We start from the raw sequence: 14,845 nt of genomic DNA, 5'->3' as shown, positions 1-14,845 counted from the left end.
CGATGAGCACGGCTGCAACCGGGGCCGTCCCCGGTCCTGCCCCCGGCCCCGCCCGCGCGTCGGCCGCCGCCGACGGCACCGCCGACCGGATCGGGAGGTCCGGGCACGACCGCGCGGCGGCCGCCGCCGACGGCACCGCCGACCGGATCGGGAGGTCCGGGCACGACCGCGCGACGCTGGAGGCCGAGGCACACCGGCTGGCCCGCGCCGGCCTCGACCACCCCGGCCCCTACCTGGTCGGCGTACGGCACCACGCGCCCTCGCTCGCGGCGGTGGTGCCCGCCCTGCTGGACGCCGCGGATCCGGAGGTGCTGCTGGTCGAGCTGCCCGCCGAGTTCCAGCCGTGGCTGGGGTGGCTGGCCGACGAGGGCACCCGCGCGCCGGTCGCCCTGGCCGCCGCGCCGGCGGCCGGCGCGGCGGACGGGACCGGGCCCGCGTTCTACCCCTTCGCGGACTTCTCACCGGAGCTGGCGGCGCTGCGCTGGGCGGCCCGGCGCGGCGTGCGGGTGGTCGCCTGCGATCTGCCGCTCGCGGCCCGCGCGGAGCACCGGCAGGGCGGGGCGCCCGACGGTCCCGGGGTGGCCGACGCCCTGCGCGCCCGCCTGACCGGCCGCCCGGACGAGGACCTCTGGGACCGCCTGGTCGAGACCACCGCGCCCGGCTCCACCCCGGAGGCGGTCCGACGGGCCGCCCTGCTGGTCGGCTGGGCACTTCGCCGGGACGCGGCGGCGGCCGGCGGCGTCGACCCGTACGACCTGCGCCGGGAGGCGTGGATGCGGGCCCGGCTCGCCGAGGCGACGGCCGGCGGGCGGCGGGTCGCCGCGGTGGTCGGCGCCTTCCACGCGCCCGCGCTGCTCGCCGCCGCCGAGGACACCGCCACCGGGGACGGCACCGCCGAGGACACCGCCACCGGCGACGGCATCGCAGACGGCACCAGCACCGGCGACGGCGCCACCACCCACGGCGCCAGCGGCCCGGACGGCGGGTTCGTCCTCTCGCTGATCCCCTACACCTACCCGCTGCTCGACGCCCGCTCCGGCTATCCGGCGGGCATCCGCGATCCCGAGTGGCAGCACACCGTGCTGGACGCCGGCGGCGATCCGGCCCGGCTCGCCGAGGCCCTCACCCGCACCGCCGTACGGATCTGCGTGGCGCTGCGCGCGCAGGACCACCCCGCCGGGCCCGCCGACGCGCGCGAGATCGTGCGCCTGGCCGGCGACCTCGCCCGGCTGCGCGGCCTGCCCGGCCCGGGCCGCGGCGAACTCGTCGAAGCCGTCCAGAGCGTCCTGGCCCAGGGCGAGCCGCTCGGCCGGGGCCGGGCCGTCGCCCGCGCCCTCGAACTCGTGCTGGTCGGCTCCCGCACCGGGATCGCCACCCAGGCCGCCCCGCGCAGCGGCCTGGCGCCCGCGGTCGAGGCCCTGCTCGACACCCTCGGCCTGCCCGGCCCCGCCGACGGGACCGAGCACGCCCCCCGCGAGCTGCGCCTCGACCCGCTGCGCTCCGCCCTGGACCGCCGCCGCGAACTGCTGCTGCACCGGCTGGAGGCGTGCGGTGTGCCGTACGGCGAGCCGGTCACCGGCTCCGGCGCGGGCGGCACCGAGACGGTGGGCACCCGCTGGCGGGTCCGGTGGACCCCGGCCGTCGCTGCGATGCTGACGGTGGCGGGGCTGCGCGGGGTCACCCCCGCGCAGGCCGCCGAGGGCGCGCTGCGCGAGCGGCTGCGGCGCGAGGCGGAGGGCGAGGGGAGCACGGCCCGGCAGGCCGTCCGAGGTCTCGCCGACGCCGCCGCCTGCGGGCTCCCGGAGCTGGCCGACGCCCGGCTGGCGCAGCTCGCCGAGCTGCTGCCCGGCTGCGCCGGTCTGCCCGAACTCCTCGACGCCCTTGGGCTGCTGGACCGCCTGGCGGCCGGTCATGTGGCCGGTCTGGACCTCTGCGCCGAGCGGTCCGAGGCCCTCGGGGCCACGGCCGCCGTGCTGACGGCCGCCGCCGTCCGGCAACTGGACGGGCTGGGCGGCTCCGAGGACCCGGCCGACGCCCGGGCGCTGCTCGAACTGGCCCGCCGCGCCGACGATTTCGGTGGACTCCGGCTGGGCGATGCGCTCGCCCGGCTGGCCGCCGGCGGCACGCCGCTGATCCGGGGCGCCGCCGGCGCCGTACGGGTGCTGCTCGGGCAGGAGCCGCCGGGCGCCTTCGGCGACCGCGCCGCCTCCTGGGTGGACGGCGCCACCGACCCCGGCGCACGGCGCACGCTCGCCCGGGCCCTCACCGGCCTGCTGACCGCCGCCGAGAGCCTGCTGGCCACCGCGCCCGCCGTGCTCGCACCCCTGCTGGAGCGGATCGCCGCGCTGCCCGACTCCGCGTTCCTGGACCGCCTCCCCGCGCTGCGCGGCGGCTTCGACACCCTCAGCCCCGCCGCCAGGGACCGCCTGCTGGCCCTGGTCGAGGAGCGGCTCGGGGAGCGGGTCGACGCCCTGCCGCAGGCCCTCGACCCGGCCCTGCTCGCCGCCTGGACCGGAGCGGACCTGGCCGCTCGCCGGGCCCTGCTGCGCCGGGGTCTGTTCACCGAGCCGGTGGGCCCGGCAGCGGGTGCCGCCGACCCGACCCCCGCCGCCCCGCACCCTGCCGTCCCGGACGTCGCCGCCCCGCACCCTGCCGCCCCTGGCGTCGCCGCCCCGGCGCCGGTGGTCCCGCCGCCGCCGACCGGTGCGGCCCGGGCAAGCGTGCTGCCGCCCGCCGACCGCTGGCGACTGTTGCTCGGCCGCCCCGGCAGCCGGGGCCCGACCGGCCGCTCCGCCCGCCTGGCCACCGCTCTCGACGAGCTCTACGGCACCGGTCGCGGGGAGGGATCCGGCCCCGGCGGCGCGGGCCGGGGCGGAGGCCGGGAGGCCCCGTACCCCGGAGTACGGGAGTGGTCGGAGGAGCTGACCGCCCTGTTCGGGCCGGGCATCCGCGAGGAGGTCCTCGCCGCCGCCGTCGAGCACGGCCGCGGCGACGTCCTGGACGTGATCGATCCCGGTGCCGTCCGGCCCTCCGTCGACCTGCTGCGCACCGTGCTGGAACACGCGGGCGGCCTGCCGGAGGCCCGCCTCGCGGCGCTGCGCCCGCTGGTGCGGCGCCTGGTGGAGGAGCTGACCCGGGAGCTGGCGAGCACACTTCGCCCGGCCCTGACCGGGATCGGCGTGCCCCGGCCCACCCGCCGCCCCGGCGGCGGTCTCGACCTGGACCGGACGATCCGCGCCAACCTCGCCACCGCCCGGCCCGGCCCGGACGGCGGCACGCTGATCATCCCCGAGCGGCCGGTGTTCCGCAGCCGGGCCCGCACGGCCTCGGACTGGCGCCTGATCCTGCTCGTCGACGTCTCCGGCTCGATGGAGGCCTCCACCGTCTGGGCGGCGCTGACCGCCTCGATCCTGGCCGGTGTTCCCTCGCTGAGCACCCACTTCGTGGCCTTCTCGACCGAGATCGTCGACCTGACCGAGCGGGTGGAGGACCCGCTCGGCCTGCTGCTGGAGGTCCGGGTCGGCGGCGGCACGCACATCGCGGCGGGCCTGGAGTACGCGCAGAGCCTGGTGACGGTGCCGTCCCGCACACTGATCGCGGTGATCAGTGACTTCGAGGAGGGCCGTCCGCTCGGCGGGCTGCTGGCGCGTACCCGCGCCCTGGTCGGTGCCGGCTGCCACCTGCTCGGCTGCGCCGCCCTCGACGACAGCGGCACGGCGCGTTACTCGACGGCGGTGGCCGGGCAGCTGGTCGCGGCCGGCATGCCCGTGGCGGCGCTGAGTCCGCTCGAACTGGCCCGCTGGGTGGGGGAGAAGGTCCGATGACCGTACTGACCGGACTCGACAAGCCGGCCCTGCCGCCGGTCCGGCCCGAGGTGGTCAGCGAGGTGGTGGCCGCCCTCTCGCCCCGACTGCGGAAACGGCTGGACGGAGCCGCCGAGAAGCTCGCGGACCGGCCGGTCGGGCGGACCGGGGACGACTGGACGATCGAGGTCGACGAGGACGTCCTGCTCGTCCTGCACGCTCCTGGCGGGGTCGTCCGCAGCGCGGCGGACGTCCGCTGCGGCTGTCTGCTCGCTCCCGCCTGCCTGCACCGCGCGGCCGCCGTCACGGTCGCCCCACTGGCCACCGGACACGCCGGCGCCGTCGGTGGCGAGGCCGGTGGCCAGCCCGGTGGTGAATCCGGTGGCCAGCCCGGTGGTGAAGCCGCCGGCGCACCCGGCGCACCCGGCGAGACCGACGACGACGCCGCCGAGCCGGGGAGCACGGCCGTCCCGCTGACCGGGGCGGAGAGCGGCGCGGCCGAGCGCCTGCACACCTGCGCGTCCGCGGTGCTCGCCGCCGGGATCAGCGGTGCGGGCGCCGTGCTCCAGGCGGAGCTGCTGCGGGCCGCGCACCAGGCCCGGCTGGTCGGCCTGCACCGCCCCTGCGCCGAGGCCGTCGGCGTGGTCGCCCGGCTGCGCGCGGCCCGCTCCGGGGAGCCCGACCACCGGCTCACGGACCTCTCCGACGCACTGCGCGAGCTGCTCGGCCTGACGAGCGCGCTGTGCTCGGCCGCGACGCCCCGATCCGCCCTGGGCGACCTGCGCGGCACCGCCCGCCAGGCCTACCGGGAGGCGGGTGGGCTGCGGCTGTACGGCCTGTTCACCGAGCCCGTGCTGACGGCCACCCACGCGGGTGTGCTGAGCTGGGCGGTGGACGCCACCGGCCGGCTGAGCACGGTCGCGGAGATCACCCCGCACGCGGACCGGTCCACGGCGGCGTCGGGGGCCCTGGCCGCCGCCAACCGCCCGGTGCGGTTGGGTGACGCGGTGCTGAGCCACCGGGAGTTCACCCGGGCCGGCCTCTCCGTCCAGGGCGCGACCCGGTCCGCCACCGGGCGTCTCGGCGCCGGCGCCGGGGTGCGCGCCGTCCGGGCCGGCGGGGCGCCCTGGACGGCGGAGCCCGCCGACCGGCTCTGGGCCGAGCCCGTCACGCGCCAGGTGGCGCGGGCCCTGGCCTGGACGGACCTGCCGCACGACAGCCGTCCGGCCGGCGGCGACCTGCTCTTCCTGGAGGTCACGCTGCGCGGAGCGGCCGCCCCGTCCGGGGATTCGGCGGCCCGCTATCCGCACGCCGACTGCGACGGCCTCCCGCTCGTGCTCCGCCCGGCCCACGACCACCCGGACCTCGCGTACGGGGCCAATCTGGCGCTGCTCGCCGACTGCCCGGGGCTGCGCCTGCGGGTGATCGGCCGGCTGGAGCGTGCACCCCGGCCGCAGCTGCGCCTGCTGGCCGTCGGCGCCGACCCCGGCGCGCCGGGCGCCACCCTCACGCTCGCGGCGGACCGCTCCGGCCGGGTCAACCTCGGCCTGGAGCGGTTGCAGCGCGCCGATCTGCCGTCCGATCTGCCGTCCGGTCCGCCGTCGGGTCCGCCGTCGGGTCCGCCTTCCGGTCCGCCGTCGGGTCCGCCGTCCGGTCCGCCGTCGGGTCCGGGCTCCGGTCCGCCGTGGGGCCCCGAGGCTCCGTTCGCCGTCGAGGCCCCCGTGCACCTGTTGACCCGCCGGGTCGAGCAGGCCGTCACCGGCGGCCGGCGCGCGCTGGCCCTGCTGGCCGTCGGCGCCGGTTCCGCCGCGCGGGACGGTCACCGCCTGCGGGCGGCCGGGCTCGCCACCGCGGCGCTGCTGCTGGACGCCCTGGCCGGGAGCGCCGGCGACCAGCAGCGCGACGTCTTCGGGCGGGTCCTGGTCGACGACCACCGGGCGTTCACCGAGGCCTGGCTGACGGCGTCCTGCTACGGGGAGGAGCTGGCCACGGCCCTGTGCGCGGCCGCCTGGTCGCCGCCCGACGGCCGGTGAGAGCGGTCCGGGGCGCCCCGCTCCCGCCGGGGGCGGGCCGCTCGGCGGCGGGCGGAGGCCCGATCGGGTGAACCGGGCGGAGCCCGGCCCGTCGCGGCCCCGGCGACCGGAGGGGCGAGTGGTACGGATACCGCAGGAAGACCACCGTCCCTGGAGCGGCCCGGCATGCAGTGGTTCGCGGCGCCCGACTACTGGCTGGGCCGGCAGCTCGTCCAACGGCTGCTGGCCGCCGTCTACCTGGTCGGATTCCTCACCGCGGCTCGCCAGTTCCGGGCGCTGATCGGCGAGCACGGGATGCTGCCGGTGCCACGCCACCTCGCCCGGGTGAGCCTGCGGCAGGCTCCGGGCCTGTTCCGGCTGGGCTACTCCGACCGGTTCTTCGCGACCGTCGCCTGGACGGGCTGCGCGCTCGCGGCGGCCCTGCTGGCCGGCGCCGGAGACCTCCTGCCGCTCTGGGCGTCGATGCTGTGCTGGGCCCTGCTCTGGGCGCTCTACCTGTCGATCGTCAACGTCGGTCAGACCTGGTACTCCTTCGGGTGGGAGTCGCTGCTGCTGGAAGCGGGGTTTCTCGCCACGTTCCTCGGCAACGACGAGGTGGCGCCGCCGGTGCCGACACTCTGGCTGCTGCGCTGGCTGCTGTTCCGGGTGGAGTTCGGCGCGGGGCTGATCAAACTGCGCGGCGACAGCTGCTGGCGGGACCTCACGTGTCTGCGGTACCACCACGAGACCCAGCCGATGCCCGGGCCGTTCAGCTGGCACTTCCACCACCTGCCGGCGCCGTTCCACCGTGTCGAGGCGGCGGCCAACCACGTCACGCAGCTCCTGGTGCCCGGCTGTCTCTTCCTGCCCCAGCCGGTGGCCACGGTGGCGGCCGGCCTGATCGTGCTGACCCAGCTCTGGCTGGTGGCGTCCGGGAACTTCGCCTGGCTGAACTGGATCACCGTCGCGCTCGCGCTCTCCGTCGTCGACGCCACCCGGCTGCGCGGTGTGCTGCCACTGCCGGCGACGCCCTCGTACGGGACGGTGCCCGGCTGGTTCGAGGGCCTGGTGCTCGCGACGACGCTCCTGGTGGTGGTGCTCAGCCGCCGGCCGGTGCGCAACATGCTCTCGCGGCGGCAGGTGATGAACCGCTCCTTCGACCACCTGCACCTGGTGAACACCTACGGCGCCTTCGGGAGCGTGAACCGGATCCGCCAGGAGGTCGTGCTGGAGGGTACCGACGACCCCGAGATCACCGGGCACACCGTCTGGAAGGAGTACGGGTTCCGGGGGAAGCCGGGTGACGTACGGCGCAGACCGCGCCAGTTCGCGCCCTACCACCTGCGACTGGACTGGTTGATGTGGTTCGCGGGCATCTCGCCCGACTACGCCCGGCCGTGGTTCCTGCCGCTCGTCGCCCGGTTGCTGGCGAACGATCCGGACACTCTGCGGCTGCTGCGCGGCAACCCCTTCCCGGCCGAACCGCCGACCCACGTCCGGGCCGTCCTCTACCTCTACCGCTTCACCGACCGGCGCGAACGCCGGGAAACCGGCGCCTGGTGGCACCGGACGGAGCTGTCCGAGTACCTCGCACCGGTGAATCCGGAGACGCTCCGCCGCACCGGACACGGCCTGCCCCCGGGCGGCCGCGCCCCGCCCGGACGCAGGGTTCGGACGGTGCCGCTCGGCCCGATCCGTCGGCGCCGGGGTCGGCCGATCCGTCCTGCACAGCGCCCCGAGGAGGAAGCGCGCCGGTGGCCGGACGAGGGCCGGTAGGGGGGTCTACGGCGCGTCATCGGCCCCGTCGGGCGGTGGGTGCGTGCAAGCCTCGAACGGGCACCCGTATTCTGGGCGTCCACACCGGCGTCCAGACCGGTTGCCCGTCGCGTCGGACGCCCGACCGACCCGTCGCGGCGCTCACCGGCGCCGTCACCCTCTCCGCCAGTCCCCGCCGTAGTCGCCCTGCCAGGAACCGGACTTCACATGACAGTGCTTCACTCGAGCAACGCCGACGTAGCCGACGTATCGGACCTGGACGAGGCCCCCGCCCAGGACGGCACCACCGAGACCGACCTCCGGGCCGACCTCGGCAGGTACGCCGAGCTCGGCGCCTTCACCCTCAGTGCCGACACCCACGCCTGGTACGGCGCCGTCGACACCGTCGCCACCCCGGAGGACGCCCGCGCGGCCTCCACCGCCCTCGCCGAACTGCGCGGCGGCGACCTTCAGCAGACCTGGCAGTCGGTCACCCGACTGGCCGCCGACGCCTCCCTCAGCGAGCCCGGCACCGTCGCGCAGGCGGCCCTGCTGGTCGAGCTGCTCCAGCGGGTGCACCGCACCTCGGCCACGCTCGACGGCGCGGCCTACGACACCGACCTCGACGTGCTCGCCGCCGCCACGGCCGGCAGCGCCTGGCGCCGCGAGCGCGGTGTCCGCCTCTCCTGGCTCCGCGCGCGGAGCCTGCGCAAGCAGGCCCAGACGCTGGCCGTCACCCGGCTGCGCCGCGAGGAACTGCACGAGGCGCTCGCCGCCGCCGAGGTCGAGCGCCGGGCCTGGGCGGTCTTCGCCGCCGACGGCACGCTGCCGGTCGCCCCGGCCGACGGCGCCCTGGTGGACGCCACGGCGCAGGCCTTCGAGGCGATCAACGCCGGGACCGTCGAACTGGCCCGCCTGCTGCCGGGCCACGACCTGGAGGCGCTCACCTTCCAGGAGCTCACCGCGCTGGTCGAGCGCCTCGCCGACGACGAGGGCACGCTCTACCGGCTGCCCACGATCCGCTCCCTGCGGCTCGCCCTGGAGGAGGCCGGCCTCGCCGACCTGCTCGCGGAGCTGACCGCCGCCGGCGCCGACCGCCGTGCCGCCGAGGCCGCGTACCAGCGCCACACCGGTGGCGCCGACGCGGCCCGCCAGGCACTGGCCGGTGGTCAGCGCGACGGCCAGGGCGCCGAGCCCGAGGCCGTCGAACCGGCGGCCGAGGAGACGGTGACGGAGGACGGGGGCTCCGCCGACGCGGAGGACGGGCTCGCCCCGGCTGAGGCCATCGTGAGCATCCCGGCGCCGGCCTCGGAGGAGGAGCACCTCGCGTCTGCCGTCGAGGAGACCGAGGCCGTCGAGGCCGTCGAGGCGGAGGTGATCGTGGAGGTGGCCGAGGCCACCGAGGTGATCGCGGACGTCGAGGCCGTCGTCGAGCCCGAGCCCGTCGTAGAGCCCGAGGCTGCTGTCGAGCCCGAGCCCGAGGCTGCTGTCGAGCCCGAGGCTGCTGTCGAGCCCGAGCCCGAGCCCGAGCCCGTTGTCGAGCCCGAGGCTGCTGTCGAGCCCGAGCCCGAGACCGTTGTCGAGCCCGAGCCCGAGCCCGTTGTCGAGCCCGAGGCTGTTGTCGAGCCCGAGCCCGAGCCCGTTGTCGAGCCCGAGGCTGCTGTCGAGCCCGAGCCCGAGCCCGAGCCCGAGCCCGTTGTCGAGCCCGTGGCCGAGACCGCTCCGGTGGTTGCCGAGCCCGTGCTCCTGGAGACGGAGACGGAGACGGAGACGGCGACGGAGCCCGAGACGGTCGAGGTCGTCTCCGAGGTGGCCGAGGCCGCTGAGGAGCCGGAGGCCGAGGTGCTGCCCGAGCCCGAGGCGGTGGCCTCGGTGGTCGAGGTCGTCGAGGTCGCGCCGGTCGTCGAGGTCGTCGAGGTCGCGCCGGTCGTCGAGGTCGTCGAGGTCGAGGCTGCGCCGGTGGTCGAGGTCGTCGACGTGGCCCCGGTCGTGGAGCCCGTTCCGGCTGCGGAGGAGGAAGGGACGGCCGGCCGTGCCCGCCGTCCGAAGAAGCCGGCCTTCACCCCCGGCAAGCCCGTCACCGGCTACTCGGCGGAGGAGCTGCTCGCCGTGGTGCGGTGGCTCGACACCGACTCGGTGAAGCGGACCGACGAGGAGCTTCTGCGGGCGGCGATGAAGGAGTTCGGGTTCGCCCGTCTCGGCCCCCGCATCAAGGAGGCACTCGGCACCGCGGTCACCGAGGCCCGCCGCTGAGCGGCCGGTTCCCGGCCCGGCCGTAGCGCCGGCCGCCGACACCCGTGAGCCCGGCGGATCCGTCCGCCGGGCTCACGCCGTCCTGCGCTGCTCTGACCGGCCTTGACCGGCCCTGACCTGCCCGGTCAGGTTCGATCCGATCCGATCCGATCCGATCCGATCCGATCCGATCCGACGCCGCGCCGCCGGGCGGCGGCGCGGCGGGTGGGTCCGTCAGCCGGCGTTCCAGGGGGCGCTGGACATCAGGGCCTTCACGTTCGCGACGTAGCCCGGATTGGGGATGACCAGACTGCCGGTCGTGGTGTTGGTGACCGGGTCGGTGACGCTGTTGTAGTGCACATTGCCCGCGCCGGCGTTGTAGGCGGCGATCACCAGGTCGAGCAGCGGGGTCTTTCCGGTGGCCGGGTCCGGCGTGAGGTCGTACTTCCCGCCGAAGCTGGAGTCGCCGTAGTACGCGATCAGCCAGTCGATCAGCTGGGTGCCGAGCTGGACGTTGCCCTCCAGCGTCTCGGGGTCGGACTTCGCCGCGTACTTGCCGTTCATCCAGGCGACGGTGGCGGGCATGACCTGCATCGTGCCGATGCCGCCGTCACAGGCGAGGATGCCCGACTGCCAGCCGCTCTCCTGCCAGGCGATCGCCCTGACGAGGCTGGTGGGCAGCGGCGGCATCCGGTCGGTGCCGCCGTTGCTCAGGCTCAGCACCCGCGACTGGGCCGCCGCGGCCGTCAGCGCCGCGCCGACGGTACTCCGGGGCTCGTTGGGCCGGGGGTAGGACGGCTTGCAGCTGCTCTCCAGCGGCGGGACGTGCGGCGTCGTCGGCGCCGGCGGCGGGGGAGCGACCGGGCCGGGCTTGGCCACCGGGGCGGGGGCCGCGGCCGCGACCGGCTTCGGGGTGGTCTTCGCCGCCTGCGTGCTGGGTCTGGCGCTCGCCGGCTTGCTCGCTGCAGCGGTGGAGGTCTTGGCCGAGGGGCTCGGCGAGGCGCTGGGGGACTCGCTCGCGGCGGCCGGCGGGGAGTCGGACGGGGACGGGGACGCGGCGGGGGAGGTCCCGGCGGCCGTGGCCGGTGGTGGAGCGCTCGCGTCGTGCGCCGGCTTCGTCCCGCAGGACGTGAGCAGCGCGGCGGACAGGACGACGGTCGTGGCCAGCACCGTCGACCCCTTGAAAACCTTCACCCGCATAGGTGACCAACCCCCGTTGACAGTTCTTCGTCGAAGAAGCGTCATCCTACGACCCGCATACGGAGGAACCGTGCGCGGGGCCTTCGCCGGAGCGAACCCCGGCCCGCCTCCGGTCCCGGGCCACCTACCCCACGCGCAGGGCCAGTTGCGCCGGTAGCAGGGTCGCAGCCTCGGCCAGCGAGGGTCCGTACCAGGTGAGATGGCGCCCGCTCACCAGCGCCGCGGGTACGCCGGGGAAGGCCTCGGGTCCGTCCTCGGCGGTGAAGCGGTACGGCTCGTCCGGTAGCACCAGCAACTCGGGCCGGGACGCGTTGAGTTCGGCGACGGGGATCGCGGGGTAGCGCTCCGGGTGTCCGGCGTGCAGCGGCTCGACGCCGAGCCGGCGCAGCAGGTCGCCGGCGAAGGTGTCACTCCCCAGGACCATCCACGGACGGCGCCAGACCGGCACGACGGCCCGGAGCGGGCGATCCGGTACCGGGACCTCCCGCCAGGCGGCCCGCGCCTGCTCCAGCCAGGCGGGCCGGCCCAGGCCGCAGACCTCGTCCAGCATCCGTTCCAGGGAGGCGAACCCCTGGTCGAGCGTGCGGATCCGGGTGACCCAGACCGGTGTTCCGGCGGCCCGCAGGACGTCCAGGTCGGGCAGCCGGTTCTCCTCCTCGTTGGCGAGCACGAGATCCGGTGCCAGCGCGAGGATCCGGGCCGTGTCCGGGTTCTTGGTGCCGCCGATCCGGGTGACCGCCAGCTCCGCCGGGTGGGTGCACCAGTCGGTGGCTCCGACCAGCAGACCGGGCGCGGTCCCGGCCACGGCCTCGGTCAGCGACGGTACGAGCGAGACCACCCGCCGCACCGCGCCGATCCGGACGGGCAGCCCGAGGTCGTCCGTCAGCGTGCGGGCGGCCGGGAACGAGGGGGAGGCGCTCACCCGGCCACGATAGCCGGGCCACCGGGGCGGGGCGGCCGTGGCCGGCCCGCCCCGGGCGGGTTCAGCGTGAGGCCGCGGCCAGGGCCTCGAACTCCGGCACCAGCGAGGCCGGTGCGGGCAGCGCCGCGTTCTCCGCGCGCAGGGCGGTCGCGCTCGCGCGCAGCGCGGTGTCGGTGAGCAGCCGGGTGAGCAGCTCGCCGTCCACCTCCTCGGAGCGGGCGCGCAGCGCCGCGCCGGCCGCCACCAGGGCGTCGGCGTTCGCGAAGTGGTCGGCGCCCTGCGGCAGCAGCAGCTGGGGGACGCCCGCGGTGAGGGCGGTGAGCATGGTGCCGGAACCACCGTGGTGCACCACCGCGTCGGTGACGCTGAGCAGTTCGGCCAGCGGGACCCAGGGCAGCGTCCGGACGTTGTCCGGGAGGTCGCCGAGCAGCGAGAGATCCGCGCCGCCGACGGCGAACAGGAACTCGGCGTCCACCGTGCCGGCGGCGGCGGCGAGCCCGGCGATCGCCCGGACGCCGTCCACCTGCGTCAGCACGGTGCCGAGGGTGACCGCGATCCGCGGCCGCTCGCCACGACGCAGCAGGTCGGCCGGGACCAGACCCCCGCCGTTGTAAGGGACGTAGCGCACGCGCCAGCCGTCACCGTCGCCACCGAGCGAGGCGGGCAGCACGTCCAGGGCCATCGGCCGGGCGGGGCCGTCGACCCCGTGCTCCTTGTAGACGTCCTCGAAGTTCGCGGCCAGCCGGGCGACCATGCCGTGGCCGGAGGTGACCCCGAAGTTGTGCAGCACCGAGGGTATGCCGAGCTTCGCGGCGACCAGCGGGGCAGCGGCCTGGAACGAGTCGAAGACCAGGACGTCCGGCCGCCACTGCTCGGCGACGTCCAGCAGGCCCGGCACGGTGGGCCGGGAGAGCTCGGCGAAACCGACGGCGGCGAGGGCGAGGATCTCGTCCTGCGTGCGGTCGTGGTTGACGTAACCCGCGCCTCGCTCGGCGCTGCGCGCGAAGGCGTCCTGGATGCTGCTGCCGTCACCGATCTCGGTGAGCGGGAACCCGGAGCCGCGCAGCTGGTCCAGCGGCAGGGACGCCGCGAACAACACCTCGTGCCCCGCCGCCCGTAGGGCCTGGGCGGTGGGCACCATCGGGAACAGATGGCCGGCTGCCGCCGGGCCGGTGAACAGTATGCGCACGGTGCTACTCCTTGCTCGGTACGGATGGTTCGGATGCACTTCGTAGTGTCGCCGTCACAGATGACGAATCGTCAAATCCCCGGTGGGGGAGCGGTCACAACCGGACGATTCGCGGACGACCCTTGCCAGGAGCGCGCGAGGCTGCTCCTCCCGCCGTCTCGATCCGCCCGTCCGGCCCCCGGGGCGCTCGCCAGGATCCGTCGCCCGGCGGCCGCAGCCCCCGGAGCGGCCGGTCCGGGCGGGGCCGGGCAGGGCGGGCCGGTTCCGGCACGTCGGGCGCCGGCGTGCCCGGCGGGCTCTTGTACCCACTGGGTGAGGAACAGTCAGATCATCGGTAGATCAGCATGGTTTGACACCGAACCAGTCGGTGGCCGCCAATGGTGGGGACCGACAGGCACAGGGAGACACACCATGACCGCACCGGCGGGGACTTCCGCGCGAGCCGAATCCGCTCCGCCCGGCATCGATCTCGCCGACCCGGCGTTCTGGAAACTCCCCGCCCCGGCCAGGGCGGCCGCCTTCGCCGAACTCCGCAGGCTCCCCGGCCCGGTGTACTTCACCGAGCGGCCCGCCGGCGGCCGCCGCCCCGCCAAGGGCTTCCACGCGCTGGTCCGGCACGCCGACGTGGTCGAGGCCAGCCGCACACCCTCGGTGTTCCTCAGCGGTCCGGGGGTCACCACCCCGGAACCCGCCCGCTGGGTACGGGCGTTGTTCGGCGACTCGATGGTCAACCTGGACGACCCCCGGCACGCCCAGCTGCGCCGGATCATCTCCCGCGCCTTCACCCCGCGCCTGCTCGCCCGGGCCGAGGCCGACATCCGCCGGGTCGCCGCCCGGCTGGTCGACGAGGTGATCGAGCACCGCCCGGACGACTTCGTCACCGCGGTCGCCGCCGAGCTGCCCTTCCAGGTCATCTGCAACATGATGGGCATCCCCGAGGAGCCCCGCCGGAGCATCCTGGACCAGGTCGACCACGCGTCCGAGAACACCGGCGTGGATCGCCCGCTGCGCAGCCGGATCCGGATCCCCGGGCGCGGGCTGCGCGCCCTCGCCGCGATGCAGGGCATGGTCGCCGACCTCGGCCGCGAACGCCGCGACCACCCCACCGACGACCTGATCTCGGCCCTGGTCACCGCCGACGTCGACGGCCGGAACCTGACCGGCCGCGAACTCGGCGCGTTCTTCTCGCTGCTGCTGGTGGCCGGGGTGGAGACCACCCGTAACGCCCTCGCGCACGGCCTCACCCTGCTGACCGACCACCCCGACCAGCGTGAACTGCTGCTCTCCGACGTGGACCGCCACCTCGGGGGCACGGTCGACGAGATCATCCGGCACGCCACGCCGATCATCCAGTTCCGCCGTACCGTCGCCACCGACCACGAGCTGGGCGGCACCCGGCTGGCCGAGGGCGAGAAGGTGGTGCTCTTCTTCGGCTCCGCCAACCGCGACGAGGCCGTGTTCAGCGACCCGGACGCCTTCGACATCACCCGCACGCCCAACCCGCACCTCGGCTTCGGCGGGGGCGGCCCGCACTACTGCCTCGGCGCCCACCTGGCCCGGCAGGAGATGAAGGTGTTGCTGCGGGAGCTGTTCACCCGGTTGCCGGGGCTGCGCGCGGTCGGCGAGCCGGTGCTCGTCCCGTCCTCCTTCGACAACCGGGTGAAGTCGCTGAAGTTCACCTGGTAGCCGTGGGCGACCCGACCGCCCGGCCGGGCGCGGACCCGCCGGTGGG

The 14,845-nt window shown here is 76.2% G+C and carries 8 protein-coding genes; 5 read left to right on the top strand and 3 right to left on the bottom strand.

Annotated elements, in window-relative coordinates; all coding sequences use genetic code 11:
• Positions 1-2: 2 nt before the first annotated feature.
• The 4 genes from OG823_RS07575 to OG823_RS07560 all read left to right on the top strand — a co-directional run bounded on the left by OG823_RS07575 (position 3) and on the right by OG823_RS07560 (position 9,823).
• The gene (locus OG823_RS07575; RefSeq protein WP_371478575.1) at positions 3-3,824 is read left to right on the top strand and encodes a DUF5682 family protein; all 3,822 of its coding nucleotides are present in this window, start codon (positions 3-5) and stop codon (positions 3,822-3,824) included.
• Positions 3,821-5,836 carry a hypothetical protein gene (locus OG823_RS07570; protein ID WP_371478573.1) on the top strand — a complete coding sequence of 672 codons (2,016 nt, stop codon included), beginning with the start codon at positions 3,821-3,823 and terminating at the stop codon, positions 5,834-5,836. Before OG823_RS07575 ends, OG823_RS07570 begins: the two co-directional genes overlap by 4 nt.
• A gap of 165 nt (positions 5,837-6,001) precedes the next feature.
• Positions 6,002-7,591: a lipase maturation factor family protein gene (locus OG823_RS07565; RefSeq protein ID WP_371478572.1), complete on the top strand. Its 1,590-nt coding sequence runs from the start codon at positions 6,002-6,004 to the stop codon at positions 7,589-7,591.
• Positions 7,592-7,798: 207 nt separating this feature from the next.
• Positions 7,799-9,823, top strand: a complete 2,025-nt coding sequence (locus OG823_RS07560) for a hypothetical protein (protein WP_371478571.1) — start codon at positions 7,799-7,801, stop codon at positions 9,821-9,823.
• 213 nt (positions 9,824-10,036) lie between these two features.
• Here OG823_RS07560 and OG823_RS07555 read toward each other — a convergent pair whose 3' ends face one another.
• The 3 genes from OG823_RS07555 to OG823_RS07545 all read right to left on the bottom strand — a co-directional run bounded on the left by OG823_RS07555 (position 10,037) and on the right by OG823_RS07545 (position 13,113).
• Positions 10,037-10,996, bottom strand: coding sequence for a transglycosylase SLT domain-containing protein (locus tag OG823_RS07555; RefSeq protein WP_371478570.1), 960 nt, complete (start codon positions 10,994-10,996; stop codon positions 10,037-10,039).
• Positions 10,997-11,126: 130 nt separating this feature from the next.
• On the bottom strand, positions 11,127-11,888 hold the full coding sequence (locus OG823_RS07550; RefSeq protein WP_371484346.1) for a helical backbone metal receptor: 762 nt from the start codon (positions 11,886-11,888) through the stop codon (positions 11,127-11,129).
• Positions 11,889-11,985: 97 nt separating this feature from the next.
• Entirely contained in the window at positions 11,986-13,113 is a 1,128-nt protein-coding gene (locus OG823_RS07545; RefSeq protein ID WP_371478569.1) for a glycosyltransferase, read from the bottom strand.
• Positions 13,114-13,524: 411 nt separating this feature from the next.
• Between OG823_RS07545 and OG823_RS07540 the strand changes: the two genes are divergently transcribed.
• A complete protein-coding gene (locus OG823_RS07540) occupies positions 13,525-14,799 on the top strand; it encodes a cytochrome P450 (protein WP_371478568.1) in 1,275 nt (424 codons plus the stop codon).
• The last annotated feature ends 46 nt before the right edge of the window (positions 14,800-14,845 follow it).

It is taken from the genome of Kitasatospora sp. NBC_00315, assembly GCF_041435095.1.
Taxonomy (GTDB): domain Bacteria; phylum Actinomycetota; class Actinomycetes; order Streptomycetales; family Streptomycetaceae; genus Kitasatospora.
Note: the sequence above shows the minus strand (reverse complement) of the source record. Positions and strands in the feature narration are given on the sequence as shown.